This window comes from Streptomyces sp. NPDC022552 (assembly GCF_055561875.1).
On sequence record NZ_JBVHGJ010000016.1, the window covers coordinates 116,411 to 141,370 of the forward strand.

A 24,960-nucleotide genomic window follows, 5' to 3' on the forward strand; every position below is an offset into this window, starting at 1 on the left:
GCTGATACTGTCACATCACCCGGCGCTGATACCAGCCTGGGCTGACCTCTTTGAACCCAGGGGGTTCTCGCCACCCGGCCCTCGCGACCTGGACCGGGCCCCTCACCGACGGCGCCCCATCGCGGTCGTACGTTCCATCCGCGACGCCCCGGCCCCCCGGATCACCACTCTGCTGGACACCTTGCCCGGCACCCGAGTCATTCCGTCCCCCGCACCACGCTCCGCCCCGCCCTGAGGAAGAACCGATGACTGCTCCGCTCGCCTCCGTGCTCTTCGTCTGCGTCCACAACGCCGGCCGCTCCCAGATGGCCGCCGGATTCCTCAACCACCTCGCCGGCGACCGCATCGAGGTCCGCTCCGCCGGATCCGTCCCGGGCGACCAGGTCAACCCGGCCGCCGTCGAGGCGATGAGGGAGGTCGGCGTCGACATCTCCGACCGGAAGCCGAAGGTCCTGACCACCGAGGCCGTCCAGGCGTCCGACTACGTCATCACCATGGGCTGCGGCGACGCCTGCCCGATCTTCCCCGGCAAGAAGTACCTCGACTGGGCCCTGGAAGACCCGGCCGGCCAGGGTGTGGAGGCAGTCCGCCCCATCCGCGACGAGATCCAGGGTCTCGTCGAGGGCCTCATCGCCGAGATCGACGCGAAGCGGGAGGCGTGACAACGTTCCCGAAGGCGAGCTGAACGCCGAGGTGGGACGGGGTCTCTTGTGGGCTGACGCCTGTGCTTCAGGGCAGGCGCCCCGGTCGCCGGGGTGCGCAGGGGCGCAGGTACGGTCCTCCTCGCGACGCGCTCGAAAACCTGTGCGACTGCCCTTCGGGGTACTTCTGTGCCTGGCAGAACGACGACAACGGCACAGGCCCGATGTTCAGGACGAACACGAGCAAGGCGACGCTGGGGACCTGGGACAACAAGTTCCGCCTGGTCATCAACCGCACGTCCATGATCGCCTGCCTCTACGACGACCCGAACTACGGTCTCACGCGGGGCTACAGCACCTTCGATCCCCGACAGCAGTACGCCACGGGCGGGGACGTGGGCGACTACAGCTCGCTGAAGCTCGTCCGCACCGTGCGTGAGTGCGAGGCGCCTGCGTACCCCTACTGGGACGCGGCGACCGCACCCAAGCTGTCCGGCTTCGGCGACGTGAACGCCGATCGGAACGCGGATGTGCTGGTCCGCGACGCGGTCGGGCGCCTGTGGTTCCTGCCCGGTGACGGCACCGGCCGTCTGGTCGGCTCCGGCGGCTGGAACGCCTTCGACGCCCTTGTCCGGCACGGTGACTTCAGCCGGGACGGCCGGGAGGACGTGATCGCCCGCGAGGCGTCCACCGGCAAGCTGTGGCTCTACCCCGGCACCGGCACCGGCGGCCTGGGGGCGCGCAAGCTGCTGGGCAGCGGCGGCTGGAACGCCATGAGCCGGATCGTCGCGTTCGGGGACCTGTCCGGCGACGCCCGGGCCGACCTGCTCGCGGTGGAGAAGTCGACCGGCAAGCTGTGGCTCTACCCCGGTACCGGCACGGGCGGCCTCGGCGCGCGCAAGCTGATCGGCAGCGGCGGCTGGAACAGCATGAACGCCCTGGTCGGCGTCGGCGACATGAACGGCGACGGCCGGGCCGACCTCTACGCCCGCGAGCCATCCACCGGCAAGCTCTGGCTCTACCCGGGCAGGGCCGGTTACCTCGGTCCCCGGGTTCTGGTCGGCAGCGGTGGCTGGAACGCCATGCAGTCCTTCCTCGCCGTCGGCGACTCGTCCGGCGACGGCCGTCCGGACCTCCTCGCCCTGAACAGCTCCGAGTGGCTGTACCGGTACGCAGGCACCGGCACCGGTGGGCTGCGGCCCGGTGAACAATCCGACCTGTGGTGGGGCCTGAGCGGCGCCCGCGCCTTCTGACCCACGACGAGGGCCTTCGCTTCCGGGCGAAGGCCCGCGTCCCCCTTCTCCCCGTCAGGGCCGGGGTGTGCCGGGCTGGGTCGAGGGGATGCGCGAGGTGAAGAACAGCGCCACGACCGAGGACAGGGCGAGGATCGCCAGGGCCGCCCGCAGGCCGTCCAGGCGGGCTGCGGCGTTCGCGTCCAGCGCCGCCCGGGTCACCTCCTCCGAGGTGCCCGCCTCGTCGAGCGCCGTCGTGAGCTGGGCGTCCGAGAGGAACGGGACGCCGCTCTGGAGTTCCACGGCGGCCCGGTTCTTGACGTCGGCCGGGACCGCCGGATTCTCCTCGACGCTCGTCAGGAACGACGACGTGAGCGCGGCGATCAGGAGCGATCCGGCGAGCGCCGTGCCGATCGAGGCGCCGAGGTTGGTGACGGCGTTCTGCACACCACCGACCTCCGCGCTCCGGCTGTCGGGGACGGCGGACACCGTCACGGAACCGAGCTGCGAGGCCAGCGCGCCCATGCCCAACCCGATCAGCAGGAGGGGGACGGTGACGACCTCCGCGCCGGCGTCGGCGTCGAGCGCGGCCATCAGGGCCACAGCGCCCGCGAGGAGCGCGAGCACCCCGAGCCGCACCACCCGCCGCGGCGAGACCTCCGGGAGGAACCGGGGAATCAGGAGCGCCGCCGCCAGCAGCGTCAGGGAGAGCGGCAGGATCCGCGCCCCGGTCGCGAGTGCGGACAGGCCCAGGGCGACGGACAGATAGAGCGGGACGACGAAGAACACGCCCATCTGTACGAGGTACTGGAAGAAGAACATCGTCAGACCGCCGGTGAGCTGCTTGTTCCGCAGCATGGCCGGGTCGACGAGCGGCTCCCGGCCGCGGGCCGCGAGCCGTGCCTCCCAGCGGAGGAAGAGCCACACCAGCAGCAGGCCGACCAGCATCGCCCACACGACCATCGAGACACCGAGCCACGACGGCGCGTCCGGCTTCGGCCGGAACCAGCCCCACTCGTCCGAGCGGAGCACGCCGTAGACGAAGATCCCGAGCCCGAGCGCGGACAGGACCGCTCCGACGAGGTCGATCCGCGAACGCTTCTCGCCCACGGCGTCGGCGATGCGGCGCGCGAACACCAGGATGACGAGCACCACCAGGACCTCACCGGCGAAGACCCAGCGCCAGGAGAAGTACGTCGTGGCGACGCCCCCGATCAGTGGCCCCAGGGCGATGGCCACCGCCCCGGCGGCCGCCACGATCCCGTACGCCGCGGGGCGACGCTCCGTGGCGAAGTTGCCGGCCACCAGGGCCACGATCGCGGGCATGATGAGCGCCGCCCCGACCCCTTCGAGGAACGACCAGCCGAACAGCAGTACGGGAAGGTTCGGCGCCAGCGCCGTGGTCAGCGAACCACAGCCGTAGACGACGCAGCCGATCATGAACGCGCGCCTACGGCCGATCAGCGCCCCGACCTTGCCCCCGGGGATCATGAGCATCGCCATCACGAGCGTGTACGCGGTGATGGCGCCCTGGATCCCGGTGACCGTCGTTCCCACGTCGTCGGCGACCGTCGCGATCGACACGTTCATGACGGAGCTGTCCAGCGCCATCAGGAACTGCCCGGCCGCGAGCGTCAGCAGGACAAGACGCGCCCCCGCCGGACCTTCCGTGCTTCCACCCCTGGGTGCCATGGCCGCATCGTGCCAACGACGCCGCCGAAGGAGCCGGGACCCGCCGTGGCCGTCCACCGCATGGCGGCATGGTCGTCCTGCGTGACGGCCGCCGACGACGCAGGGCGACACGGACGCTGGGGGCCTTGCCCGCGTCCCACATGGCCGACCGCGGCGGCCCGCTAGCCGACCGTGCCGACGCCCGGCATGCTCCAGGCCTTGCGGAACCGCTCCAGCAGGAGGCGCGCTCCTGCCGGTGAGACGCCGAGTTCGAGGCGGGCCTCGGCGAGGCGCTGGAGGTCTCCGTCGGGGCCGGCGCTCCGGATGTCGCTGGCGTCGGGAAACTCCTCCCGCCCGGTGAAGAAGTCGATCAGCGTCAGGACGAAGTCGCTGTACGCGGTGAGCTCGTCCCAGTGCCCGTGCCGGTCGTCCGGGCCCCCGGTACCGGCCCCGGCCCCGGCAGCCGTCGCGGCGTCGAACAGCCGCTGGACCGCCTCCCGCGCGCGGACGGCGTCGTGGCCGTCGTCCGGCCTGGGTGCCTCGGCGTCGTTCGGGTTGTTCGCGTCGTTCGCGCTGTTCGCGTCGTACGGCTCCGGCCGCAGCCGCAGGATCGTCGAGCGGATCTCGTCGAGGCGGGCCGCCCAGTCCGGCGAGCTCTCCGCGCTGCCCATCAGCACCCGGAATCCGGCCAGCGTCTCCCTCAGCTCCTCGATCAGCAGCATCCCCGCGATGCGCCGCAGCCGCCCCTCTCCCGGCCCGAGCTGTTCGGGAATCATGACCATCCGGCGCGTGCAGCGGATCAGGTCCCGCGTGATGCCGCCGGAGAGGCAGTGGGCGAGCGCGACGAACGGGAGGGTCAGGCCGGGCACCCGGTTCTGAATGATCTCGTTCGACTCGTCCAGGGTCCGCGGTTCGATGTGAATGACGTCGTCCAGGGAACTGTCGATGACGTCACGGACCGGAATGCCTCGCCGTACGAATCCCGCGCCGACGTCCTCGGCCACGGAGATGAGGAAGTAGACGTGCGGAATCCCGAAGACGGATTTGATCTCCGTCAGGAGCGAGCGCGCCTGTTCCGCGGTTCCGATCCGGTCGATCTCGTCGATGACGATCAGCACCCGCCGCGGTCTGTCCCCGGTCTCCGCGCCCCTGTTCCCCTCCTTCGTCATCCGCTCCAGGAGCCCCCGGAAGTGGACGACCAGCTCCGGAAACGTCAGCGTGCGCGAGGAGAGCGTCGTGGTGCGCGTGGCGCTCAGCGTCCCGGCGGTCAGCGGGGTCAGCACCGCCCCGGAGGCCACGCTCGTGCTCTGCATGGTCCTGAGCAGGTACAGGTAGTGCACGCAGCTCTTGACCAGCGAGGACCTCTTCTGCCACCTCGGCAGCGACACCAGGAGGACCAGACCGAGGAGGCCGAGGGGCAGCCGGGCCGAGACGGGATGATCGGTCCAGAACGCCGTGACGAAGCCCCACACGCCGTGCCACGCCTGCGCCAACCGCTCCCCCGGCCCCCCTGCCAGCCCCTCGCGCAGTATGCCGCCGAGCGGCGCGAGCGCGATGACGAGCAGCGTTCCGGCCACCAGCAGACGCACCGAGAACAGCGCCAGATGGCGCAGCCGCTTCAGCAGATGCTTCCGCAGCTTCACCAGGAACATCGACGAGGAATCGACCGCGTGCCCGTGCAGGGCGAGAAACTCCTCGCAGACCCGCTGAAAGAGCGAGAGCAGAAATTCCTGGGGGACGTACGCGGCCGGAATCTCGACCGGCACCACCAGATGGTCCGGTTCCCAGTTCCGCGTCACCGACTTGAGCAGCGTGGACTTCCCCACGCCGCGCGGACCCGATATCGCGATGGTCCCGCCGGCCATCAGGGCCATTCTCGCGGCGAGGCCCTGCAACTCCCGGTGGGGGACCACGTACCTCGGGTCGTGGACCTCGATGAGCCCCAGAAGGTCGGGGGTGACGAGAAGATCGTCGTGCTGCTCCCCTATGAGGCGCCGGAGCGTCGGCCGTACCTGGGCGGCGAGCGCCTCCGGCAGGCACTCCTCCCACCGGCGCCGCAGGAACGCGGCCTGCATCCGTAACGTCGCCAGCCAGAACGGCGCGACGAGCCGCCGGGCCGCACCGAGGCGTTCGTACCGGGAGACGGCCTGGTCGAACTGCTCGTCGGCGCTCTGGTAGTCGTCGTACTCCCGGGCGCCCCAGGCCCGCACCCTTTCGACGACCCACGGTCCGTGGAATTCGGCGGCGAGACGCTGCTCGTCGATCCCCGTGACGTACCGCTGGCCCAGATATCCCCGGAGGACGACGTCCTCGCGGAACAGTCTGCGGACGGCGTCCTGGTAGATCGACTCGTCCTCGGGACGGCTCCAGACCGCTCCCGCTGCCCCCGGCTCCCCCACCGATCCTCCCCGCGTCCCGTCGCCCCCGTCCGCCGCGACTGTAGGTCACGCGAGGCGGCCCCGTCCGGCGGTCGCGGGCATCGGGCCAGGAGCCCGACGCACGAGGGGCCCGTCGCTCGTGAGCGACGGGCCCCTCGTGGGGAAACGTGGATCAGGTCGTACCGACGAACAGCACCAGCAGCAGCCAGACCACCGGCGCCGTAGGCAGCAGCGAGTCCAGGCGGTCCATGATGCCGCCGTGGCCCGGAAGCAAGGTGCCCATGTCCTTGATGCCGAGGTCACGCTTGATCATCGACTCGCCGAGGTCACCGAGCGTCGCGCTCGCCGCCACGGCCAGGCCGAGCAGCAGGCCCTGCCACCACGAGCCGCCGTCGATCAGGAACTCCATGCACAGCGCGCCCGCCGCCATCGCGAACGTCACCGCTCCGACCAGGCCCTCGCGGGTCTTGCCGGGGCTGATCCGCGGAGCCAGCTTGTGCTTGCCGAAACGCCAGCCGATCGCATAGGCGCCGGTGTCGCTGACGACGGTGAGCAGCAGGAACGTGAGCACCCGCTCCGCACCGTCGTCGGCCGTGAGCATCAGTGCCACGAACGTCGCCAGGAACGGCACGTAGAACGCGGCGAAGACGCCCGCCGTGACGTCCTTCAGATAGCCCTCGGGCCGCTCCGTCATCCGCCATACGAGCACCGCGAGCGCCGTCAGGGCCATGGCGACCCAGGCCCCCTCGGCGCCGCGGACGTAGCCGGCCACGACCATCGCCGCGCCGCCGACCGCCAGCGGGACGAGCGGCGCCTTGATGCCCTTGCGCTCCTGAAGGCGGGAGGTGAGCTCCCACAGACCGACCACGACGGCGACCGTTATGACGCCGATGAACGCGGCCTTCCAGATGAAGAGCGACGCGATGATGACCGCGCCGAGCCCGACCCCGACCCCTATGGCAGCGCCCAGATCGCGCCCCGCGCTCTTCTTCTGCGGGGCAGGAGGCTGGGACGGGCTGGACATGGGCTCCTGAGGGTGCTCGTTCGGCGTCTCGTCACGGAACAGGGGACCGCTCGGCTGAGCGGCCCCCCGGTCGTGGTCGTCCTGGTGATCGCCGGCGGGGACGTCGGGCACGATGGGCATGGGCCGAGTCTGCGCCGCCTGCAGCCCATCGTATGCGGGACCCGCCGGGGCAGGCCCCTGGTCGGGCCCCCAGTAGCCGGAACCGGCCTGGGCCCTCCAGGAAGAGTCGTTCATCAGACCTCGAGCAGCTCGGCTTCCTTGTGCTTGAGCAGCTCGTCCACCTGCGCGACGTACTTCGCGGTGGTGTCGTCGAGCTCCTTCTCGCCGCGGCGGCCCTCGTCCTCGCCGACCTCGCCGTCCTTGACCAGCTTGTCGATGGTCTCCTTGGCCTTGCGGCGGACGGACCGGATGGAGATCTTGGAGTCCTCGGCCTTGCCCTTGGCGACCTTGATGTACTCGCGGCGGCGCTCCTCGGTCAGCTCCGGGAACACCACACGGATGATGTTGCCGTCGTTGCTCGGGTTGACGCCGAGGTCCGAGTCACGGATCGCCTGCTCGATGTTGCGCAGCGCGCTCTTGTCGAACGGGGTCACGACCGCCATGCGCGGCTCGGGAACCGAGAACGACGCCAGCTGATTGATCGGCGTGATCGCACCGTAGTAGTCCGCCACGATCTTGTTGAACATCGCCGGGTGCGCACGCCCGGTGCGGATCGCGGCGAAGTCCTCCTTGGCGACCACGACGGCCTTCTCCATCTTCTCCTCGGCCTCGAGGAGGGTCTCTTCGATCACCACTTGCTCCTGCGTGTCGTCGCGTCTTGTCCTGCACGGTGTACGACCGGCAGGGCTCTGTCCATCCCCTCGCGGGGAGGTACCCGGTTCGAGCCGAGGCTCAGGCCCGGGTGCCCTGGTCGTTCACGAGAGTGCCGATCTTCTCACCCTTCACCGCGCGCGCGATATTGCCCTCGGCGAGCAGTTCGAAGACGAGGATCGGCAGCTTGTTGTCGCGGCACAGCGTGATGGCGGTGGCGTCGGCGACCTTGAGGTCGCGGGAGATGACCTCTCCGTACTCCAGCGCGTCGTACTTCACCGCGTCCGGGTTCTTCTTCGGGTCGGAGTCGTAGACCCCGTCGACGCCGTTCTTGCCCATGAGCAGGGCCTCGGCGTCGATCTCCAGGGCACGCTGGGCGGCCGTGGTGTCGGTGGAGAAGTACGGCATGCCCATACCGGCACCGAAGATGACCACACGGCCCTTCTCCAGGTGGCGTACGGCCCGCAGCGGGATGTACGGCTCCGCGACCTGGCCCATGGTGATGGCGGTCTGGACGCGGGAGTCGATGCCCTCCTTCTCCAGGAAGTCCTGGAGGGCGAGGCAGTTCATGACGGTGCCGAGCATGCCCATGTAGTCGGAGCGAGCCCGGTCCATGCCGCGTACCTGCAGCTCGGCGCCGCGGAAGAAGTTGCCGCCGCCGATCACGACCGCGATCTCCGCCCCGTCGCGGACGACTGCGGCGATCTCGCGGGCGATCTTGTGCACGACGTCGGGGTCGACGCCGAGACCGCCGCCTCCGGCGAATGCCTCACCGGACAGCTTCAGCATGAAGCGGCCGGCCTTTTTGCCGTGGTTGTCGTCGCCCTGTACGGCGCTCTGGTTCATGGAGATCTCCTCGTGCACATACGACGAAGGCCATTGCCGGTGGGTCCTTGCGGTTTCCCCTGCGGCAATGGCCTCCTCGTCAGAACTGCGGTCGTCCTACGCGAGCGTGGGCGACTGCTTCAGACCCTACCCGGGCCCGGTGTCCGTCGCGTACGGACTCAGATGCCGACCTTGATGCGCGTGAAGCGCTTCAGGGTGACACCGGCCTCGTCCAGGATCTGCTGGACGGACTTCTTGTTGTCCAGCGCGTACGGCTGGCCGAGCAGCGTGGCGTCCTTGAAGAAGCCGTTCACGCGACCCTCGACGATCTTCGGGAGCGCGGCCTCGGGCTTGCCCTCGGCGCGGGTGGTCTCCTCGGCGACGCGACGCTCGGTCTCGACGACCTCGGCCGGAACGTCCTCACGGGTGAGGTACTTCGGCGCGAAGGCGGCGATGTGCTGCGCGACACCCTTCGCGACCTCGGCGTTCTCCTTGTCGAACTCGACGAGAACACCGATCTGCGGGGGCAGGTCGGGCATGGTGCGGTGCATGTAGGCCGAGACGAAGCCGTCGGCGTACTGCGCGAAGCGGTCGAGAACGATCTTCTCGCCCAGGTTGGCGTTGGCCTCGTCGACGTACGCCTGGACCGTCTTGCCGGGCTCGATCTCGGAGGCGAGCAGCGCCTCCAGGTCGGCCGGGGCGGTGGCGGCGACGTGGGCGGCGAGCGCGTTGGCGACGGCCTGGAACTTGTCGCCCTTGGCGACGAAGTCCGTCTCGCACTTCAGCTCGACGAGGACACCGGAGGTGTTGTCGTCGGCGATGAGGGAGACGACGGCGCCGTTCTCGGCAGAGCGGCCCTCGCGCTTGGCGACGCCCTTCTGGCCCTTGATGCGCAGGGCCTCGACGGCCTTGTCGACGTTGCCGTCGGCCTCGTCCAGAGCCTTCTTGCAGTCCATCATGCCGGCGCCGGTGAGCTCACGGAGCTTCTTGACGTCAGCGGCGGTGTAGTTCGCCATGAGTCTGAGTTTCTCTCTCGAAGTCTGAAAGATCTACGGGTGGACGGCGGGGGCAACGCGCGCCCCCGCCGTCGACATCCGATACAACCAACCGGACCTGACCTGTGAAGGTCGGGTCGTGGGTCAGGCCTGCTCGGCCTCGGCGGCCGGAGCCTCGACAGCCTCGGTGGCCTCGGTGGCCGTGGCAGCCTCGGCGTCGGCGACCTTCTCGGTCTCGGCGGAGGTCTGGACCTCGGCCTCGTCAGCCTTCTTCTCGCCCTCGAGGAGGTCGCGCTCCCACTCGGCGAGCGGCTCGCCGGCGGCCTTCTCGCCCGGCTTCGAGTCGCCGGTCGCGGCGCCGGAGCGGGCGATGAGGCCCTCGGCGACGGCGTCGGCGATCACGCGGGTGAGCAGGGTGACGGAGCGGATCGCGTCGTCGTTGCCCGGGATCTTGTAGTCGACCTCGTCGGGGTCGCAGTTGGTGTCGAGGATCGCGACGACCGGGATGTGGAGCTTGCGCGCCTCACCGACGGCGATGTGCTCCTTCTTGGTGTCGACGATCCAGACGGCGCTCGGCACCTTCTGCATCTCGCGGATACCACCGAGGGTCTTCTCCAGCTTGGCCTTCTCACGCGAGAGGACCAGGAGCTCCTTCTTGGTGAGACCCGAGGCGGCGACGTCCTCGAAGTCGATCTGCTCGAGCTCCTTGAGGCGCTGCAGACGCTTGTAGACGGTGGAGAAGTTGGTGAGCATGCCACCGAGCCAACGCTGGTTGACGTACGGCATGCCGACACGCGTCGCCTGCTCGGCGATGGCCTCCTGGGCCTGCTTCTTCGTACCGACGAACATGATGGAACCGCCGTGGGCGACGGTCTCCTTGACGAACTCGTAGGCGCGGTCGATGTACGACAGCGACTGGAGCAGGTCGATGATGTAGATGCCGTTGCGCTCGGTGAAGATGAAGCGCTTCATCTTCGGGTTCCAGCGACGGGTCTGGTGACCGAAGTGGACGCCGCTCTCAAGCAGCTCCCGCATCGTGACGACGGCCATGGCCGTATCTCCTTGTGTTTCTCGGTTATGTCCTGACACCCCGACGCGCCGTGCCGCAAGGGACCGAAAGGCGCTGCCACGACCGGTGAGGGTTGTGTGGCGGGGCGTGCGAAGTCGACCCGGTGACCCGGATCGCCATAGGAAGTGTACGGGACCCCGGGGGTGCCGGGTGACGGCGCTGTCCACAACCGGCCGGTATTCCACAGATATCAACCATGATCGACGCGAATCGGGCGGCTGCGGGACGGTGTCCCCATGCACCTCACGACGCACCTGCTTATGGCCCTGGCGCTGATGTGGCCCCTGGGCCCGCCTCGCCCGGAGATCATCCGCGGCTGGGAACCCCCGGCCGGTCCGTACGCCGCCGGCCACCGCGGGCTCGATCTGGCCGCCCCGGTGGGCAGCCCGGTCCGGGCGGCGGCATCGGGCGTGGTCACGTTCGCGGGCCGGGTGGCCGGCCGCGGCGTCCTCACGATCACCCTGCCGGGCACCGGAGAGCCACCCCTGCGGACCACGTACGAACCGGTTGTCCCGAGCGTCACGGCGGGCACCGCGGTCACCCGCGGCACGCCGGTCGCCACGCTCGAACCCCCGCCGCCGGAGAACGCCCACTGCCCGGAGTCCTGCCTGCACTGGGGCCTGCTGAGAGGCGACGCCTACCTGAACCCCCTGCTGCTCCTGCGCGAGGGCCCGTCCAGGCTGCTGCCGGTGACGGATCAGCCGCCGCCGTCGGTGGTCACCAGGTCGTAGAGATAGGAGCGGTCGCCCTTGAAGCTGCGCCACACGGTCGCCGGGGGTTCGGCTTCGTCGCCGGTGCCGTTCACGGGATGGGCGGTGACGAGGCCGTCGGCGATCTCGCAGTGCCAGCCGAGGCCGGGCGCCCAGAGGCACCACACCTGGCCGTCCGTGCGGCGGTACGCGGGCCGGCCGTGGCGCTCGCCGTCCCGTTCGAAGAGGTGGCGGAGGCCGTCGACGTGGCGCACGAAGGCGAACGAGGCGAGGTCCGTCACGGGTCGGGAAGCCGTCCGGCCGGGCCGGTCAGCCGCCAGCGCCGCGGAGGGCCATGGCGACAGCGGCCTCGGCGATGGTCTCCGGGTCCTCGGCCGCTCCCAGCTCGATACGGCGTACGGCCGCGTCCACGACGCCCTGGAGGAGCATCGCGCCCAGGCGGGGCTGGGGCTGGCCCAGGTCGGCGAGGGCCTCGACGATCATGGCGACGAGGCCGCCGTGGGCGGCGCGGATCTTCTCGCGGGCGCCGTCGTCGAGCTCGCTCGCGGAGATCGCGACGACCGCCCGGTGGCGCCGGTCCCCCACGAGCTCCAGCTGCTTGCGTACGTACGCCTCGACCTTGCCCTCGGCGGTGTCGGCGGACGCCATCGCCGTCTCGACCTCGGCCGCCCAGACGGGGAAGTCGACGGCGCACAGCTCCTCGACCACGGCCGCGCGGGAGCGGAAGTACTCGTACACCGAGGAGCGGGCCAGGCCCGTGCGCTCGGCGAGGGCGGGGAAGGTCAGCGCCTCCGTACCGCCCTCGGACAGCAGGGAACGCGCGGCGTCCAGCAGGGCGCCGCGCTGCATCGTCCGGTGCTCGGCCACGGAGGCCGCTCGAATCCTGGGCACGGCTCCACCATACGACCGGCCGCCCGCCGTCAGCGTCCTACATCGGCCAGCTTGGCTCGCAGCTGGAGGACGGACTTGGTGTGGATCTGACTGACGCGGCTCTCGGTGACGCCGAGGACCTGGCCGATCTCGGCGAGGGTGAGGCCCTCGTAGTAGTAGAGCGTGACGACGGTCTTCTCGCGCTCGGGGAGGGTGTTGATGGCGCGGGCGAGCAGCCTGCGCAGCTCGCGGTCCTCGGCGACCTCGACCGGGTTGTCGGCGGCGGTGTCCTCCAGGGTGTCCATGAGCGACAGCCGGTCGCCGCCTTCGCCGCCCGCGTGGAGCAGCTCCTCCAGGGCGACGACGTTCGCGAGGGACAACTGGCTGAAAACCGCGTGCAGTTCCTCCAGGCCGATATCCATCTCGGCCGCGACCTCGCTCTCGGTCGGGGTCCGGCGGAGCTTGGCCTCGAGGGTGGCGTAGGCGCGCTCGACGTTGCGCGCCTTCTGCCGTACGGAGCGGGGGATCCAGTCCAGGGCGCGGAGCTCGTCGATCATCGCGCCCCGGATGCGGGTGATCGCGTACGTCTCGAACTTGATCGACCGCTCGACGTCGAACTTCTCGATGGCGTCGATCAGCCCGAAGACTCCGGAGGAGACGAAGTCGGCCTGTTCCACGTTGGAGGGCAGCCCCACGCTGACGCGGCCCGCGACGTACTTCACCAGCGGCGAGTAGTGCAGGATCAGCTGTTCCCGCAGCCGCTCGTCGCCCGTGTCCTTGTACGACCGCCACAGCTCGTCGAGCGATGTCGGTGCGGGCGGTCGCACGGTGCCCCGGGCTGCTGGGGGCACCGCAGCGCGGTCAGACCCGGAGGTGTGCTGGGGCATGCGTTGCCTTGAGCCGTTCTGCTGGCGGGTTGGTCGGTCTGGGTGTCCGGCAGGGAATCCTGGTGAGCGTAGCGTGACTGGACCGTCGCGGTGTGCGAACCTCTGCGGATCGCGCCGCTCCGGGTGGACGCCCTCGGCCACGCTTTCGAACCCGAGTGGTGGCGCGTTTCGGCCGCTGGGGTGCGGCCGGGAGAACTGGCTGGTTCATCACCATCACCATTTCACCCGAATGCTCCAGGTCAAGGACCGCCTCGCCGCAGGTTCGCCCCTTCCGTGGGGCTGTTCGTCAACTGCCAGTCATCTCCTTGCCGTTCGACGAACCCCAAGGAGTGCAGTTCGTACAGTCGGGCGAGGGTGTCGTCGGTGGACGCGCCGGCCCGTTCGCCGATCGCTCTCAGGGGTGTGGGTCTGCCCGCGGGCATCGCTTCCAGGACACGGACGGTGTCGGGGCCGAGGAGGTCCCGGGGCAGGACGGGGCCACGTCGGGCCGGGGCGAGTTGACCCATGTCACCGACGAGTTCGATCACTTCGGCGGCATCGGTGACGAGGGTGGCCTCACCGCGCAGGAGTTCGTGGACGCCCGCGGAGAGACCGCTGGTGACGGCGCCGGGCACGCCCATGGTGTGGCGGCCGAGCCGTGCGGCGGCACGGGCGGTGACGAGGGAGCCGCTTCTGTACTCGGCCTCGACGACGACGGTGCCGCGGGTGAGGGCGGCGATGACCCGGTTACGAAGGATGAATCTGCTGGGTGTGGGGTGACTGCCGGGTGGTAACTCGCCGATGACCACGCCTTGTTCGGCGATGCGTCCGATGAGTCCCGCATGGCCACGGGGATAGGGGATGTCGACGCCGCAGGCGAGGACGGCCACGGTGGCGCCCTGGGCGGCGAGGGCCCCTCTGTGGGCGGCGCCGTCGATGCCGAAGGCGGCGCCGGAGACGACGACCCAGCCCTGTTCGGCGAGTCCGGAGGCAAGCGTGGTGGCCATGTGGGCGCCGTAGGGGGTGCATGCGCGGGCGCCGACGACGGCGACGGAGCGCAGCGCCCAGGTCCGCAGGTCGGCGGGGCCCCTGATCCAGAGCCCGACGGGGCGGGCGTCGCCGAGGTCGTCGAGCTGCCGGGGCCATTCCGTGTCGCCGGGGACGACGAGCCGGCAGCCGTGTCGCTCGGCGGCGTCGAGGTCCGACCGCGGTTCCACCGTGGCGGCCCGTCGACGCCACCCGTCGACCCGTTTCTCCCCGGTGCCGGGGAAGGGGCTTGTCTCCGGGTTCCCGGCGGGGTCGGCCCGGAGCCGCTCCAGGAACCCCGTGGCTCCGTACTGCCTGAGCCAGCGGCCGGCGTGGGTGTCGCCGGGCTCGGCGACGCGGGTGAGGGCGGCGCGGGCGAGGCGCTCGTCGTCGGACGTCATGCGAGGCTCCCCGCTCCGACCGGTACGCCACGGGCAATGCCGGTACGCAGTTCGAGGGCGAGGCCGACGTCCTGGGCGTCGGGCCGGTCGTGGCCGACGAGGTCGGCGACGGTCCAGGCGACGCGCAGGACCCGGTCGAGGCCTCGGGCGGTGAGCAGTCCGCGCTCGATGTCCCGCTCCGCCGCCGCGAGGGCTCCGGGACCGACCAGGAAGCGGGTGCGCAGTTCGTGGCCCGGAACCTCGCTGTTGACGGTCCAGGGGGTGCCGGCGAGCCGGGCGGCGGTGCGGGCGCGTGCCTCGCGGACGCGGTCGGCGACGGTGGCGGTGGATTCGCCGCGTCCGCCCTGGCCGAGCAGGTCGGAGCGGGTGACGGGTTCGGCTTCCACGCGGAGGTCGATGCGGTCGAGGAGCGGGCCGGACAGCCGGGCCTGGTAGCGGCGGATCAGGGAGGCGGGGCACTCGCATCCGGCGCCGTGCAGGGTGTGCCGCCCGCAGGGGCAGGGGTTGGCGGCGAGTGCGAGCAGGAAGCGGGCGGGGAGCCGGACGACTCCGGCGGCACGGGCGACGACGACGTGCCCGGATTCGAGTGGCTGCCGCAGGGCGTCGAGCGCTTTCCCGGAGAATTCCGGCGCTTCGTCGAGGAAGAGGACTCCCCTGTGGGCGAGGGAGACGGCTCCGGGGCGCGGCAGTCCGTTGCCGCCGCCGACGAGGGACTGCATGGTCGCGGAGTGGTGGGGCGCGCAGTAGGGGGCGCGCCGGACGAGGGGTTCGCCGGGCGGGAGGATGCCGGCGACGGAGTGGACGGCGGTGACTTCGAGGGACTCCTGTCGGGTGAGGGGCGGCAGGATGCCGGGGAGCCGTTCGGCGAGCATGGTCTTTCCGGCCCCGGGCGGTCCGGAGAGCAGCAGGTGGTGGCTGCCCGCGGCGGCGACCTCCAGGGCGCGGCGGGCGCCGTGCTGTCCGGCGACGTCGGCGAGGTCGGGTCCGTCGAGGGGGTCGGCGGAGAGCCCGGTGCCGACACCCGCGCCGGGGACGAGGAGTCCGGCGAGCATGGCGTCGGGGCGGCCCGCCTCGGCGGGTTCCTCCTCGGGGACGGGTTCGTCGGAGAGGACGGCGATGAGCTGGCGCAGGCTGCGGACGCCGAGGACGGAGACTCCTGGGACGAGGGCGGCTTCGCCGGCCGTCTGTTCGGGGACGACGACCTGGCGGTACCCGGCTTCGGCGGCGGCCAGGACGGCCGGCAGGACGCCGCGCACGGGCCGGACGCGGCCGTCGAGACCGAGTTCGCCGATGAGGACGAGGTCGGCGATGCCCCGGGGGTCGATCCGCTCGGCGGCACCGAGTACGGCGGCTGCGACGGCGAGGTCGAATCCGGATCCGCCCTTGGGGACGGAGGCGGGGCTGAGTCCGACGGTGAGTTTCTTCTGGGGCCACTCGGCGTCGGAGTTGACGATGGCGGCCCTCACGCGGTCGCGGCTCTCGGTGAGGCTCTTGTCGGGCAGTCCGACCAGGGTGAAGGCGGCGACTCCGGCCTCCAGGTCGGCCTGAACCTCGACGACGACGCCTTCGACGCCGACGAGGGCGACGGAGCAGGTGCGGGCGAATCCCATCACGCCACCCCCCGGGCGTGAGTGACGACGGGAGCGCCCCGACGGGGCAGGACGACTCCGACGAGGTCGATGCGCACGCCCCCGTCGGGCGGTGGTCCGCCGTGGCGGTCGAGCCAGCAGGCCGCGAGGCGTTTGAGCCGGTCGGTCTTGGCGGGGGTGACGGCGGCCATGGGGTGTTCGAAGGCGCCTTCGCGCCGGGTCTTGACCTCACAGACGACGACGGTGGTCCCGTCCCGGGCGACGATGTCGATCTCTCCGGTGCGTCCGCAGCGCCAGTTCCGCGCGAGGATGCTCATCCCGGCGTCGGTGAGCCTGCGGACCGCGAGCTGTTCGCCGTACTGCCCGAGGGCGTTCCTCGCGTTGGTCCGGCTCGGCGTGCTCGTTGCGTTCGATGCGCTCGGTGCGTTCATCGGTACCACCTCCGGCACCGACTGTGACGCTTCGCCACGTTCCGTGTGCGGGCCGGTGGACAACCGGGCGCCTGTGGAGAACCTCGTCACCCGTCCGGGTGGCCGACGTGACGGAGCTCCGGAAATCAGCTGCCGGGAAGCTCCAGGTCGCTCTTGTTGAGCTCCTCGATGTTCACGTCCTTGAACGTGAGAACGCGGACCTGCTTGACGAATCTGGCCGGCCGGTACATGTCCCAGACCCAGGCATCGGCCATGGAGACCTCGAAGAACACCTCGCCCTGGACCGAATGCACCTGCATCTCGTAGTCATTGGTGAGGTAGAAGCGACGCTCGGTCTCGATCACATATTTGAACAGCCCGACGACATCGCGGTACTCCCGGTAGAGCTTCAGCTCCATCTCGGTCTCGTACTTCTCGAGGTCCTCGGCGCTCATGGCATGTTCCCCTTCAGCCGTGCGTCCACCTATTGTGCGCCAGCCGCTCGCACCGCTAAGCGATTTCCGGGGCGAGCACCACCGGTGAACTCGGCGGTCCCTCGTCGAGCAGCCTGTGCAGCAGCTCGGCGAGTCTGGTCGGGTACACCGTCTCACGCGCCGCCGACAGTTCGGCGGAGGTCCACCACCTCAGCCCCGCGACACTGCGCTCCTCGAGCTCGGTGAGGCCCCCCGGGGCCGTCGCGGTCTGGGTGGTTCGTGCCAGGTAGTACCACTCGTCCTGGTCCCAGCGCCGCCCGTCGAACGGGAAGGAGCAGATCCGCTGCCAGAGGACCGGTCCGAGTTCGACCTCCGTGATCCCGGTCTCCTCGGCCAGCTCGCGCAGCGCCGCCTCCTCCCGGGTCTCGTCGCCCTCCAGGCCGCCGCCGGGCGTGAACCACCAGGTCTGCGCCGGGTCGTCGGGCTCGTACCCGTGCATGAGGAGGATGCGGTCGTCCGGGTCGAGCAGAACGACCCGCGCCACCCGCCGCAGCTCCCGCCCGCCGGCCTCGCCCGGCCCGGCCGGACCCGCCGCATCTCTCGAACCCGCCGTACCCGTCACGCGTCCACCGTCTCCCTGCCCGACGACCGGTCTCCCGAGCGGATTCCGGACCGCCGGCCCGCCAGCCGCGCCACCGGGCCGTACGCGGCCCCCGCAAGGATCAGTACACACCCGCCGACGATCGCGTAGAAGAGCGGCTCCACCGGCCCGCGCTCCGAGATCCCGCCCGGCAGCGCCGCGAAGGCCGTGGGGCGCTCCACGAGGTCCGTGTCGGGCCAGGCGACGGCGTCGACCCGGGCCGTGACCGCGGAGCTCGGTACGGAGCCCTGGCCGGCCTCCTCCAGATGGGTCCGGGAGTCCAGGGAGTTGTGCCGCTCGTCGCCGAGCAGGAAGAGCTTCCCCTCGGGCACGGTCGCCGAGAACTTCTGCCCCGAGGCCGGGGCGCCGGGCCGGGTGTAGGGCTCCTCGATCGCCTTGCCGTCGATCGTGAGCCGCCCGTCCTTGTCGCAGCAGACGACGGTGTCACCACCGACGCCGACGACCCGCTTGACCATGGGCACGTCGCCCCACAGCGGGTCGTTGAAGATCACGATGTCGCCGCGCCGTACCTCGTCGCCGTCGATCCGCTGTGCGAGGACCTTCGACCCGACGGCCAGAGCCGGCGTCATCGAGTCGCTGGGCACGCTGTACGGCTGGTAGACCACGGCTCCCCAGGCGAAGCCGCCGAGGAAGAGCACACAGCCGACGGCCACGACCAGCCCCGACAGCACGCTGCCGAGGCGGCCGCGGCCGCCTTCCGTACGTATGGTTCCGCTCATCCCAGCGCTCCCCACCTCGAAGGTCGGTTCGACGATCTGGGACGGCACCCTACCCGGGCGTCACTACTCGGCGGTATGCCGAGCCGTGAGCCTCTTCCTGCGCCACAGGACCAGCGGCAGCGCTCCGGCCAGACCCGCCGCGCCCGGGGCCACGGCCAGCGCCTGGCTGAGCCCCGGCTGCTCGAAGGTCTCCGGCACCGGCAGCGTCGACCAGCGGGTGACCGGCCAGGCCACGAAGACCGCGCGGCCGACGACCTGGTCGGTCGGGACGGTGCCGCCGCCGGCGAGGTTCTGGTGGTACCGGGAGTCCAGCGAGTTCTGGCGGTTGTCGCCCATCACCCAGATGCTGTCCTTGGGGACGGTGATCGGCCCGAAGGGCTTGTCACCGCAGGGCGAGGAGCCGGGGTAGATGTACGAGGTCTCGTCCAGCGTCTTGCCATTGAGGACGACGTTGCCGCCCTCCTTGCAGGAGACCGTGTCGCCGCCGACCGCGATGACCCGCTTGATCAGGTCCTTCTCCTCGGCGGACGGCATCAGGCCGATGAAGGAGAGGAACTCCTGGAGCACGTTCGGGTCAGGGGTGGGCTCACCCTCCAGCCAGCCGCCCGGGTCGTGGAAGACGACGACTTCGCCGCGCTCCGGCTCGGAGCCGAACCACGGGGTCAGCTTGTCCACCAGGACCCGGTCGCCGCGCTGCAGCGTGTTCATCATCGAGTCGGAGGGGATGGAGAACGCCTGCACCAGGAAGGTCTTGATCAGCAGCGCGAGAATCAGGGCGATACCGATCAGCAGCGGCAGTTCCTTCCAGAAGGAACGCGGCTTCTTCGGAGCACCGTCGGCCTCCTCGGTCTCCCCGGACTCGCCACCCTGCCCGGTACCGCCGGCGTCGTCCGCGCCGTCCCCGGGGTCGGCGTCCGACCGGCCGCCGGAGTCATCCCTCATGGCCACCGACGACTCGCCGAGCCGGTCAGGCCGCTCCTCGGGATCGTCGTGTCCGGATCGTGCGCCGACGGCCACATCCCCCACATCCACTCCTCAGTCCGTGCACATGCCCGCCCCAGAACAGGGACAGGCCCACCACTCCCATAACGAGCGGGAGTTCCGCAGGGGTCGGGAGCCAGGGCAATCCGTTCAGATTCCGCGAAGACACACTATGCGACACACCGTCCGCGGTCACAGCGCCCGAACGACCGTCCGGTACGGCCGCAAACGTGTCCGGCTCCTCCAGACGACGCCAGTGGCTCACGGGCCAGACGATGCCGACCGCCCGGCCGACGACGTCGTCCACGGAGATGGTCCCCCGGTCCTTCTCGTCGAGGTGGAAGCGCGAGTCGGCGGAGTCCGAGCGGTGGTCGCCCAGCACGAAGATCCGGCCCTGAGGCACCGTCACCTTGAACCTGATCTTCGAGGGTTCGTTCCCCGGGTGCAGGTACGGCTCGTCCAGCGGTACGCCGTTGACCGTGACCCGGCCGTCCTTGTCGCAGCAGGCGACGGTGTCGCCGCCGACCGCCACCACCCGCTTGATCAGGTCCTGTTCGTCGGCCGACGGCAGCAGCCCGATGAAGGTCAGGGCCTGCTTGACCTGCTTGACGCCCACGGGATCGTCGGTGGGCGGCGCGGCGTCCTGGAGCCAGTTGCCGGGGTCCTTGAAGACGACGACGTCACCGCGCTGCGGTGTGGAGCCGAACCAGGGCGTGAGTTTGTCGACCACGACCCGGTCGTCGATCCGGATCGTCTGTTCCATGGAGCCGGACGGGATGACGAACGCCTGGACCAGGAAGGTCTTCAGGACGAGCGCGATCAGCACGGCGACCATGACGAGGAGCGGGATCTCCTTGACGGCGGAGCGCTGGCGCCGGCGTTTGACCTTGCGGGCGAGCTTGCGCCGCTCCGCCCGCCCGGGCAGCGGACGGCCTGCGTCCGTGGGTCGCGTTCCGGTGGGCAGGGGTGTCTCGGCGCGGTGCCCGGCCGCCCTCCCCCGGTTACCCATGGCCACCCGCCGCGGGAGCGGGTACGGAGTCGAAGGCGCCGGTCTCCGGCACACCGGACCAGCGGCCGAAGGGCCAGCCGATCCAGTCCGCGCGGCCGATCACCTGCTCGACGGGCACCACACCGCCGCCCGGCTGACCGAGGTGGTCGCGGGAGTCGCTCGACTGGCTGCGGTGGTCGCCCATCACCCACAGGGTGCCCTGAGGTACGACGATGTCGAAGGAGACCTTGGAGGGTGCGTCACCCATCTGGACGTACCACTCCTCGACGGGCACGCCGTTGACGGTGAGCCGGCCGTTCTGGTCGCAGCAGACGACACGGTCGCCGCCGACGCCCACGACCCGCTTCACGAAGTCGGTCTCGGCCGGCTCGGCGAGGCCGAGGGCCGCGGCGGTGCCGTGCAGGAGCCCGGTGACCGGGTTCTCCTCGGGGGCCTCCTGGAGGAAGGACCCGGTGCCGTCGAAGACGACGACGTCCCCGCGGCGCGGCTGATCGCCGAAACGGTACGCCAGCTTGTTCACGAGGATCCGGTCCCCGACCTGGAGCGTCGGCTCCATCGAACGGCTGGGGATCAGGAACGGCTGCAGGACGAAGTGGCTCAGGAGCAGCGGGAAGAGGAGGAAGACGCCGCCGAGGACGCCCGTACGGCGCCAGGACCAGCCGGACCGCACCGGTCCGGACATACGCGCGGAGCGCGACCGCTCCTCCGTCTCGGAGGAGCGGTCGCGCTCCGTGTGCTGTGCTTCGGTGTCCATCGAGGGCAGAGCCTATCCGGCCGCCCTGTGGGTCAGTGCTCCGAAGCCCCGCGCGATCGGTGAGCCGGAGCTCAGTTGTCGCGCTTCTCCTTGATCTTGGCGGCCTTGCCGCGCAGCTCACGCAGGTAGTAGAGCTTGGCGCGACGGACGTCACCGCGGCTGACGAGCTCGATCTTCTCGAAGATCGGGCTGTTCACCGGGAAGGTGCGCTCGACGCCGACGGAGAACGAGACCTTGCGGACCGTGAAGGTCTCGCTGACGCCCGAGCCCTGGCGGCGGATGACAACGCCCTTGAACTGCTGGATACGGGAGCGGTTGCCCTCGATGACGCGCACGTGGACGTTCACGGTGTCGCCGGGACGGAAGGCGGGGAGGTCGGTGCGGAGCGAAGCCGCGTTGACCGAGTCGAGCAGGGAGGCCATGGTGGTCTCTTTCCTCGCTGATGCCACAGGTCATCAGCGGAACGTTCGAAGAAGACGATGAAGCGCCGTGGGTACCGGGCGGGCGTCGTCCCCCTGTGGCAGGGGCGCTCGCCGGACACACAGCAGCGGCCTATTCTTCCACGGCGCCGGGCCTGCGCCAAAATCGGCCGTCGGGCTCAGGGGCCCAGCCCATCATGGAGAGGATCTCGCGGTCCTTCTTGTCGAAGGCGGCGGGGTCGCAGCGCTCGATCAGATCCGGCCGGTTGGCCGCCGTGCGCCGGAACGCCTCGTCGCGGCGCCAGCGCGCGATCTTCCCGTGGTGCCCGCTGAGGAGTACGTCGGGGATCGCGCGGCCGCGCCACTCGGGGGGCTTGGTGTAGACGGGGCCTTCGAGGAGGTTGGCCATGGCGCCCGGGGCGAAGGAGTCGTCGCGGTGGGACTCGGCGTTGCCGAGGACACCGGGCAGCAGCCGCGCCACGGCCTCGGTGACGACCAGGACGGCGGCTTCTCCGCCGGCCAGGACGTAGTCGCCGATGGAGACCTCGTAGACCGGCATCCGGGTCGCGTACTCGTCCATGACGCGCCGGTCGATGCCCTCGTAGCGGGCGGGCGTGAAGATCAGCCAGGGGCGCGCGGAGAGCTCGACGGCGAGCTCCTGGGTGAAGGGGCGTCCGCTGGGCGTGGGGACGACCAGGACGGGCCCGTGGGCGCCCGCCTCGAAGCCGTCGGCGAGTGTCTGGTCGAGGGCGTCGCCCCAGGGCTCGGTCTTCATGACCATGCCGGGGCCGCCGCCGTAGGGGGTGTCGTCGACCGTGTTGTGCCGGTCGTAGGTCCACTCCCGCAGGTCGTGGACGTGGACATCGAGCTGTCCACGCGCGCGTGCCTTGCCGACCAGGGAGACGTTCAGCGGCTCCAGGTACTCGGGGAAGATCGTGACGACGTCGAGCCTCATGCGCCGTCGCCCTTGGAGGAGTCCTCGGAAACGTCCCCGGCGGAGCCCTCGGTGGAGCCCCCGGCGGGCTCCTCGTCCCGGGAGGAGGCGATCTCGGCGCGGTCGTCGATCAGCCCCGGCGGCGGCGCGATGACGGCCCGCTGCTGCTCGAGGTCGATCTCGGTGACGATCTCCTCGACGAACGGGATCATCAGCTCCGTGCCGTCGGGCCGCTCGACGATGAAGAGGTCCTGGGACGGCAGGTGGGTGATCTCGGTGATCCGGCCGACCTCGGTGCCGTCGGCGAGCACGACGTCCAGGTCCATGAGCTGGTGGTCGTAGTACTCGTCGTCCCCCTCCGGCATCTCGTCGGGGTCGACGTCGGCGATGAGCAGGGTGTTGCGCAGGGCCTCGGCGCCGGTCCGGTCGCGCACGCCCTCGAAGCGGAGCAGCAGGCGACCGCTGTGGACACGGCCGGTCTCGATCGTCAGGGGCCCCGCCGAGGCGGGATCGGTGAGCAGGACCGCTCCGGGGCTGAGCCTCAGTTCGGGCTCGTCCGTCCGTACCTCGACGGTGACCTCGCCCTTGATGCCATGGGCGCGGCCGACCCGCGCGACTACCAGCTGCACGACTTCATTCTCTCCTGTCCGACGACGACGGGCCGGGGCGGACCCGAAGGCCCTCCCCGGCCCGTGCCGGTGTGTCCAACTTGCTTCAGCGGACCTGGTCCACGTCGACGAGGTCGACGCGGATGCCACGGCCGCCGATGGCGCCCACGACGGTGCGCAGCGCACGCGCGGTGCGGCCGTTACGGCCGATCACCTTGCCGAGGTCGTCGGGGTGGACCCGAACCTCGAGCACGCGGCCACGGCGCAGGTTGCGCGAGGCGACCTGCACATCGTCGGGGTTGTCGACGATGCCCTTCACGAGGTGCTCGAGAGCCTCCTCGAGCATGCTCAGGCCTCGGTCGACTCGGTGGACGCGGCCTCGGCCTCGTCCGCCTTCTTGTCGGCCTTCTTCGCCTTCGGGGTGATGGCCTCACCCTTGGCGTCGTCGCCCTCGAGGGTCTTGGCGAACGCGTCGAAGGAAGCGCGCTTGTCCTCCTTCGTCGCCGGCTGCAGCAGCGGCGCCGGGGCCGGCAGGCCCTTGTGCTTCTGCCAGTCGCCGGTGAGCTTCAGGATGGCGAGGACCGGCTCGGTCGGCTGGGCGCCGACGGACAGCCAGTACTGCGCGCGGTCCGAGTCGACCTCGATCTTCGACGGGTTGTACGTCGGGTGGTACAGACCGATCTCCTCGATCGCACGACCGTCCCGGCGGGTGCGGGAGTCGGCGACGACGATGCGGTAGTGCGGCTGGCGAATCTTGCCGAGGCGCTTGAGCTTGATCTTGACTGCCACTGGAGTGGTGTCTCCTGGTCTTGACGTGGTTGGGCACATGAGATGCCACGTGGGGTTGCGGTACTCGGATGCCCGATGGACGCGTCAGCCGGAGGAGAGAGGGGTCCTGTGCGACTGTCGAGTACAGCTAGCCATTGTGCCACACGACCGTGGCGCCCCTGACCCGGCCGGGTCAGGGGTCAGCCGGCCGCACCCACCGATTCCGGGATGCGGAAGGGCTTGCCGCAGCCTCCGCAGACGATGGGGGCCTGGGCGAGGACCGAGGGGACCACGCGGACGTTGCGGCCGCAGTCGCAGACGGCCTTCACGCGCACGCCGCCGCCGGAGGAGCCATGGCGGGCGGCGGGGCCGCGGAAGGACCGCTTGGTGTCCGCGGCCGTCGCGACGGTGTGGGCCTTGAGGGCGCGCTGGAGCCGCTCCATCGTGGGCCTGTACCGCCGCTTCGCCTCGGGGTTGAGCGTGACCAGGGAGAAGCCGCTGCTGGCGTGCGGCTCCTCGGGGTGGTCCAGGCCCATCTCCTCGGCGATCGCCAGGAATCTGCGGTTGTGGTAGCGGCCGGCGCGTGAGGTGTCGCGGACACCTCGGGCGGCGGCGATGCCGTGGACTGCTTCGTGGAGCAGCCGTTCGAAGGAGAGCTCGGCGCCGCAGGCGGACGAGGACTCTCCGATCAGGGACTCGGGCGCGGCAAGATCCGGCAGTTCGGGGTGGTGCCGCTGAATGTCGGCCCACGCCTGTGCCAGCTCTGCGGCGAGAACAGGTGGTGTCGTGCTCACGTCGCGTACAACGAGCCGATGCGCCCCCGGGTTCCATTCCGGGGCATCCCAAATATTTTGCACGTACCCGTCAGTTGCCGTTGATGCGTCCGGACGAGGGTCAGTGCGCCGATCTGCGGAGAAGTCACACAGCCGGCGTCAAGGTGGTGCGTAGCGGCGCATACGCCCCGGCGCGTAGAGGTGGTGTACGCGCCCCGGGGGCGATGCAGGGACAGTACCGGGCCGGACGTCAAGTCGGCGCACCGCCCCCTCCCCGAAGGGGAAGTGGTGCGGTGCGAGCACTGGACGCGGGCACGGATCGGCAGTTCCCTGACATACGGGGGGATGCGCGCACATGCTTCACGGGGGCTGTCGACCAGGCA

27 protein-coding genes and 1 pseudogene are annotated in these 24,960 nt (G+C 70.5%); 3 read left to right on the forward strand and 25 right to left on the reverse strand.

From position 1 onward, the window contains the following. Positions 1-245 precede the first annotated feature (245 nt). Positions 246-662 (forward strand): arsenate reductase ArsC, encoded by a 417-nt coding sequence (locus ACZ3OF_RS31185; RefSeq protein WP_361678985.1) that lies wholly within the window; start codon positions 246-248, stop codon positions 660-662. Between the two features lie 146 nt (positions 663-808). Next, positions 809-1,894 (forward strand): annotated as a pseudogene (locus ACZ3OF_RS31190) (FG-GAP-like repeat-containing protein); the annotation flags it as partial. A gap of 54 nt (positions 1,895-1,948) precedes the next feature. On the opposite strand, the gene ACZ3OF_RS31195 reads toward ACZ3OF_RS31190, so the two are convergent. The 7 genes from ACZ3OF_RS31195 to rpsB form a co-directional block, all read right to left on the reverse strand. Continuing rightward, on the reverse strand, positions 1,949-3,565 hold the full coding sequence (locus ACZ3OF_RS31195) for an MFS transporter (RefSeq protein WP_361678991.1): 1,617 nt from the start codon (positions 3,563-3,565) through the stop codon (positions 1,949-1,951). Positions 3,566-3,726: 161 nt separating this feature from the next. Beyond that, positions 3,727-5,943, reverse strand: coding sequence for a P-loop NTPase fold protein (locus tag ACZ3OF_RS31200; protein WP_467308121.1), 2,217 nt, complete (start codon positions 5,941-5,943; stop codon positions 3,727-3,729). A gap of 151 nt (positions 5,944-6,094) precedes the next feature. Then, positions 6,095-7,180: a phosphatidate cytidylyltransferase gene (locus tag ACZ3OF_RS31205; RefSeq protein ID WP_361678997.1), complete on the reverse strand. Its 1,086-nt coding sequence runs from the start codon at positions 7,178-7,180 to the stop codon at positions 6,095-6,097. Then, complete coding sequence (frr, locus tag ACZ3OF_RS31210) at positions 7,180-7,737, reverse strand: ribosome recycling factor (protein WP_158990977.1); 558 nt, start codon at positions 7,735-7,737, stop codon at positions 7,180-7,182. Before frr ends, ACZ3OF_RS31205 begins: the two co-directional genes overlap by 1 nt. A gap of 100 nt (positions 7,738-7,837) precedes the next feature. Next, positions 7,838-8,602: a UMP kinase gene (gene pyrH, locus ACZ3OF_RS31215; RefSeq protein ID WP_352191873.1), complete on the reverse strand. Its 765-nt coding sequence runs from the start codon at positions 8,600-8,602 to the stop codon at positions 7,838-7,840. 158 nt (positions 8,603-8,760) lie between these two features. Continuing rightward, the gene (gene tsf / locus ACZ3OF_RS31220) at positions 8,761-9,597 is read right to left on the reverse strand and encodes a translation elongation factor Ts (protein WP_361434475.1); all 837 of its coding nucleotides are present in this window, start codon (positions 9,595-9,597) and stop codon (positions 8,761-8,763) included. Positions 9,598-9,720: 123 nt separating this feature from the next. Then, complete coding sequence (gene rpsB / locus ACZ3OF_RS31225) at positions 9,721-10,626, reverse strand: 30S ribosomal protein S2 (protein WP_361434476.1); 906 nt, start codon at positions 10,624-10,626, stop codon at positions 9,721-9,723. A gap of 255 nt (positions 10,627-10,881) precedes the next feature. Here rpsB and ACZ3OF_RS31230 point away from each other — a divergent pair, with 255 nt between their 5' ends. After that, positions 10,882-11,376 (forward strand): M23 family metallopeptidase, encoded by a 495-nt coding sequence (locus tag ACZ3OF_RS31230; protein WP_361679000.1) that lies wholly within the window; start codon positions 10,882-10,884, stop codon positions 11,374-11,376. Here the strand turns inward: ACZ3OF_RS31230 and ACZ3OF_RS31235 are convergent. From ACZ3OF_RS31235 to ACZ3OF_RS31320, 18 genes are all read right to left on the reverse strand, one after another. Next, a complete protein-coding gene (locus ACZ3OF_RS31235) occupies positions 11,343-11,636 on the reverse strand; it encodes a hypothetical protein (protein WP_467308125.1) in 294 nt (97 codons plus the stop codon). The genes ACZ3OF_RS31230 and ACZ3OF_RS31235 overlap by 34 nt on opposite strands. A gap of 28 nt (positions 11,637-11,664) precedes the next feature. Then, complete coding sequence (locus ACZ3OF_RS31240) at positions 11,665-12,222, reverse strand: TetR/AcrR family transcriptional regulator (RefSeq protein WP_361679095.1); 558 nt, start codon at positions 12,220-12,222, stop codon at positions 11,665-11,667. Between the two features lie 53 nt (positions 12,223-12,275). Next, entirely contained in the window at positions 12,276-13,112 is an 837-nt protein-coding gene (gene whiG / locus ACZ3OF_RS31245) for an RNA polymerase sigma factor WhiG (protein ID WP_361603659.1), read from the reverse strand. Between the two features lie 239 nt (positions 13,113-13,351). After that, the gene (gene dprA, locus ACZ3OF_RS31250; protein ID WP_467308127.1) at positions 13,352-14,518 is read right to left on the reverse strand and encodes a DNA-processing protein DprA; all 1,167 of its coding nucleotides are present in this window, start codon (positions 14,516-14,518) and stop codon (positions 13,352-13,354) included. Next, on the reverse strand, positions 14,515-16,128 hold the full coding sequence (locus tag ACZ3OF_RS31255; protein WP_361679009.1) for a YifB family Mg chelatase-like AAA ATPase: 1,614 nt from the start codon (positions 16,126-16,128) through the stop codon (positions 14,515-14,517). The genes dprA and ACZ3OF_RS31255 overlap by 4 nt, the downstream gene beginning before the upstream one ends. After that, positions 16,128-16,538, reverse strand: a complete 411-nt coding sequence (locus tag ACZ3OF_RS31260; protein ID WP_467308131.1) for a YraN family protein — start codon at positions 16,536-16,538, stop codon at positions 16,128-16,130. The genes ACZ3OF_RS31255 and ACZ3OF_RS31260 overlap by 1 nt, the downstream gene beginning before the upstream one ends. 125 nt (positions 16,539-16,663) lie before the next feature. Beyond that, positions 16,664-16,972, reverse strand: coding sequence for a DUF2469 domain-containing protein (locus ACZ3OF_RS31265; protein ID WP_005311352.1), 309 nt, complete (start codon positions 16,970-16,972; stop codon positions 16,664-16,666). Between the two features lie 55 nt (positions 16,973-17,027). Further along, the gene (locus ACZ3OF_RS31270) at positions 17,028-17,504 is read right to left on the reverse strand and encodes an NUDIX hydrolase (protein WP_467308200.1); all 477 of its coding nucleotides are present in this window, start codon (positions 17,502-17,504) and stop codon (positions 17,028-17,030) included. Between the two features lie 65 nt (positions 17,505-17,569). Beyond that, on the reverse strand, positions 17,570-18,331 hold the full coding sequence (gene lepB / locus ACZ3OF_RS31275) for a signal peptidase I (RefSeq protein WP_361679015.1): 762 nt from the start codon (positions 18,329-18,331) through the stop codon (positions 17,570-17,572). A 63-nt stretch (positions 18,332-18,394) separates the two neighbouring features. Next, positions 18,395-19,348 carry a signal peptidase I gene (lepB, locus tag ACZ3OF_RS31280; protein WP_361679101.1) on the reverse strand — a complete coding sequence of 318 codons (954 nt, stop codon included), beginning with the start codon at positions 19,346-19,348 and terminating at the stop codon, positions 18,395-18,397. Beyond that, positions 19,299-20,321: a signal peptidase I gene (gene lepB / locus ACZ3OF_RS31285; protein ID WP_361679018.1), complete on the reverse strand. Its 1,023-nt coding sequence runs from the start codon at positions 20,319-20,321 to the stop codon at positions 19,299-19,301. The genes lepB (ACZ3OF_RS31280) and lepB (ACZ3OF_RS31285) overlap by 50 nt, the downstream gene beginning before the upstream one ends. Then, entirely contained in the window at positions 20,314-21,075 is a 762-nt protein-coding gene (gene lepB / locus ACZ3OF_RS31290) for a signal peptidase I (RefSeq protein WP_467308134.1), read from the reverse strand. Before lepB (ACZ3OF_RS31290) ends, lepB (ACZ3OF_RS31285) begins: the two co-directional genes overlap by 8 nt. A 71-nt stretch (positions 21,076-21,146) precedes the next feature. Then, positions 21,147-21,497, reverse strand: coding sequence for a 50S ribosomal protein L19 (gene rplS, locus ACZ3OF_RS31295; protein WP_356894105.1), 351 nt, complete (start codon positions 21,495-21,497; stop codon positions 21,147-21,149). A 130-nt stretch (positions 21,498-21,627) separates the two neighbouring features. Next, positions 21,628-22,449 (reverse strand): tRNA (guanosine(37)-N1)-methyltransferase TrmD, encoded by an 822-nt coding sequence (trmD, locus tag ACZ3OF_RS31300; RefSeq protein WP_361679024.1) that lies wholly within the window; start codon positions 22,447-22,449, stop codon positions 21,628-21,630. Next, a complete protein-coding gene (rimM, locus tag ACZ3OF_RS31305; protein ID WP_467308138.1) occupies positions 22,446-23,057 on the reverse strand; it encodes a ribosome maturation factor RimM in 612 nt (203 codons plus the stop codon). Before rimM ends, trmD begins: the two co-directional genes overlap by 4 nt. A gap of 85 nt (positions 23,058-23,142) precedes the next feature. Next, the gene (locus tag ACZ3OF_RS31310; protein ID WP_005311361.1) at positions 23,143-23,382 is read right to left on the reverse strand and encodes an RNA-binding protein; all 240 of its coding nucleotides are present in this window, start codon (positions 23,380-23,382) and stop codon (positions 23,143-23,145) included. A gap of 2 nt (positions 23,383-23,384) precedes the next feature. Next, positions 23,385-23,825 carry a 30S ribosomal protein S16 gene (gene rpsP / locus ACZ3OF_RS31315; RefSeq protein ID WP_260227749.1) on the reverse strand — a complete coding sequence of 147 codons (441 nt, stop codon included), beginning with the start codon at positions 23,823-23,825 and terminating at the stop codon, positions 23,385-23,387. A 179-nt stretch (positions 23,826-24,004) separates the two neighbouring features. After that, positions 24,005-24,598, reverse strand: coding sequence for a hypothetical protein (locus tag ACZ3OF_RS31320; protein ID WP_352190305.1), 594 nt, complete (start codon positions 24,596-24,598; stop codon positions 24,005-24,007). Positions 24,599-24,960 lie beyond the last annotated feature (362 nt).

What these genes read in the sequence shown, in the direction of transcription:
- ACZ3OF_RS31205 (WP_361678997.1), bottom strand. Translation starts at nt 7,180, where the DNA reads ATGAACGACTCTTCCTGGAGGGCCCAGGCCGGTTCCGGCTACTGGGGG.
- ACZ3OF_RS31260 (WP_467308131.1), bottom strand. Translation starts at nt 16,538, where the DNA reads ATGAACGCACCGAGCGCATCGAACGCAACGAGCACGCCGAGCCGGACC.
- rpsB (WP_361434476.1), bottom strand. Translation starts at nt 10,626, where the DNA reads ATGGCCGTCGTCACGATGCGGGAGCTGCTTGAGAGCGGCGTCCACTTC.
- lepB (WP_361679018.1), bottom strand. Translation starts at nt 20,321, where the DNA reads ATGGGTAACCGGGGGAGGGCGGCCGGGCACCGCGCCGAGACACCCCTG.
- trmD (WP_361679024.1), bottom strand. Translation starts at nt 22,449, where the DNA reads ATGAGGCTCGACGTCGTCACGATCTTCCCCGAGTACCTGGAGCCGCTG.
- ACZ3OF_RS31185 (WP_361678985.1), top strand. Translation starts at nt 246, where the DNA reads ATGACTGCTCCGCTCGCCTCCGTGCTCTTCGTCTGCGTCCACAACGCC.
- ACZ3OF_RS31310 (WP_005311361.1), bottom strand. Translation starts at nt 23,382, where the DNA reads ATGCTCGAGGAGGCTCTCGAGCACCTCGTGAAGGGCATCGTCGACAAC.
- whiG (WP_361603659.1), bottom strand. Translation starts at nt 13,112, where the DNA reads ATGCCCCAGCACACCTCCGGGTCTGACCGCGCTGCGGTGCCCCCAGCA.
- pyrH (WP_352191873.1), bottom strand. Translation starts at nt 8,602, where the DNA reads ATGAACCAGAGCGCCGTACAGGGCGACGACAACCACGGCAAAAAGGCC.
- ACZ3OF_RS31195 (WP_361678991.1), bottom strand. Translation starts at nt 3,565, where the DNA reads ATGGCACCCAGGGGTGGAAGCACGGAAGGTCCGGCGGGGGCGCGTCTT.
- dprA (WP_467308127.1), bottom strand. Translation starts at nt 14,518, where the DNA reads ATGACGTCCGACGACGAGCGCCTCGCCCGCGCCGCCCTCACCCGCGTC.
- lepB (WP_467308134.1), bottom strand. Translation starts at nt 21,075, where the DNA reads ATGGACACCGAAGCACAGCACACGGAGCGCGACCGCTCCTCCGAGACG.
- lepB (WP_361679015.1), bottom strand. Translation starts at nt 18,331, where the DNA reads ATGAGCGGAACCATACGTACGGAAGGCGGCCGCGGCCGCCTCGGCAGC.
- ACZ3OF_RS31255 (WP_361679009.1), bottom strand. Translation starts at nt 16,128, where the DNA reads ATGGGATTCGCCCGCACCTGCTCCGTCGCCCTCGTCGGCGTCGAAGGC.
- ACZ3OF_RS31230 (WP_361679000.1), top strand. Translation starts at nt 10,882, where the DNA reads ATGCACCTCACGACGCACCTGCTTATGGCCCTGGCGCTGATGTGGCCC.
- ACZ3OF_RS31265 (WP_005311352.1), bottom strand. Translation starts at nt 16,972, where the DNA reads ATGAGCGCCGAGGACCTCGAGAAGTACGAGACCGAGATGGAGCTGAAG.
- rplS (WP_356894105.1), bottom strand. Translation starts at nt 21,497, where the DNA reads ATGGCCTCCCTGCTCGACTCGGTCAACGCGGCTTCGCTCCGCACCGAC.
- tsf (WP_361434475.1), bottom strand. Translation starts at nt 9,597, where the DNA reads ATGGCGAACTACACCGCCGCTGACGTCAAGAAGCTCCGTGAGCTCACC.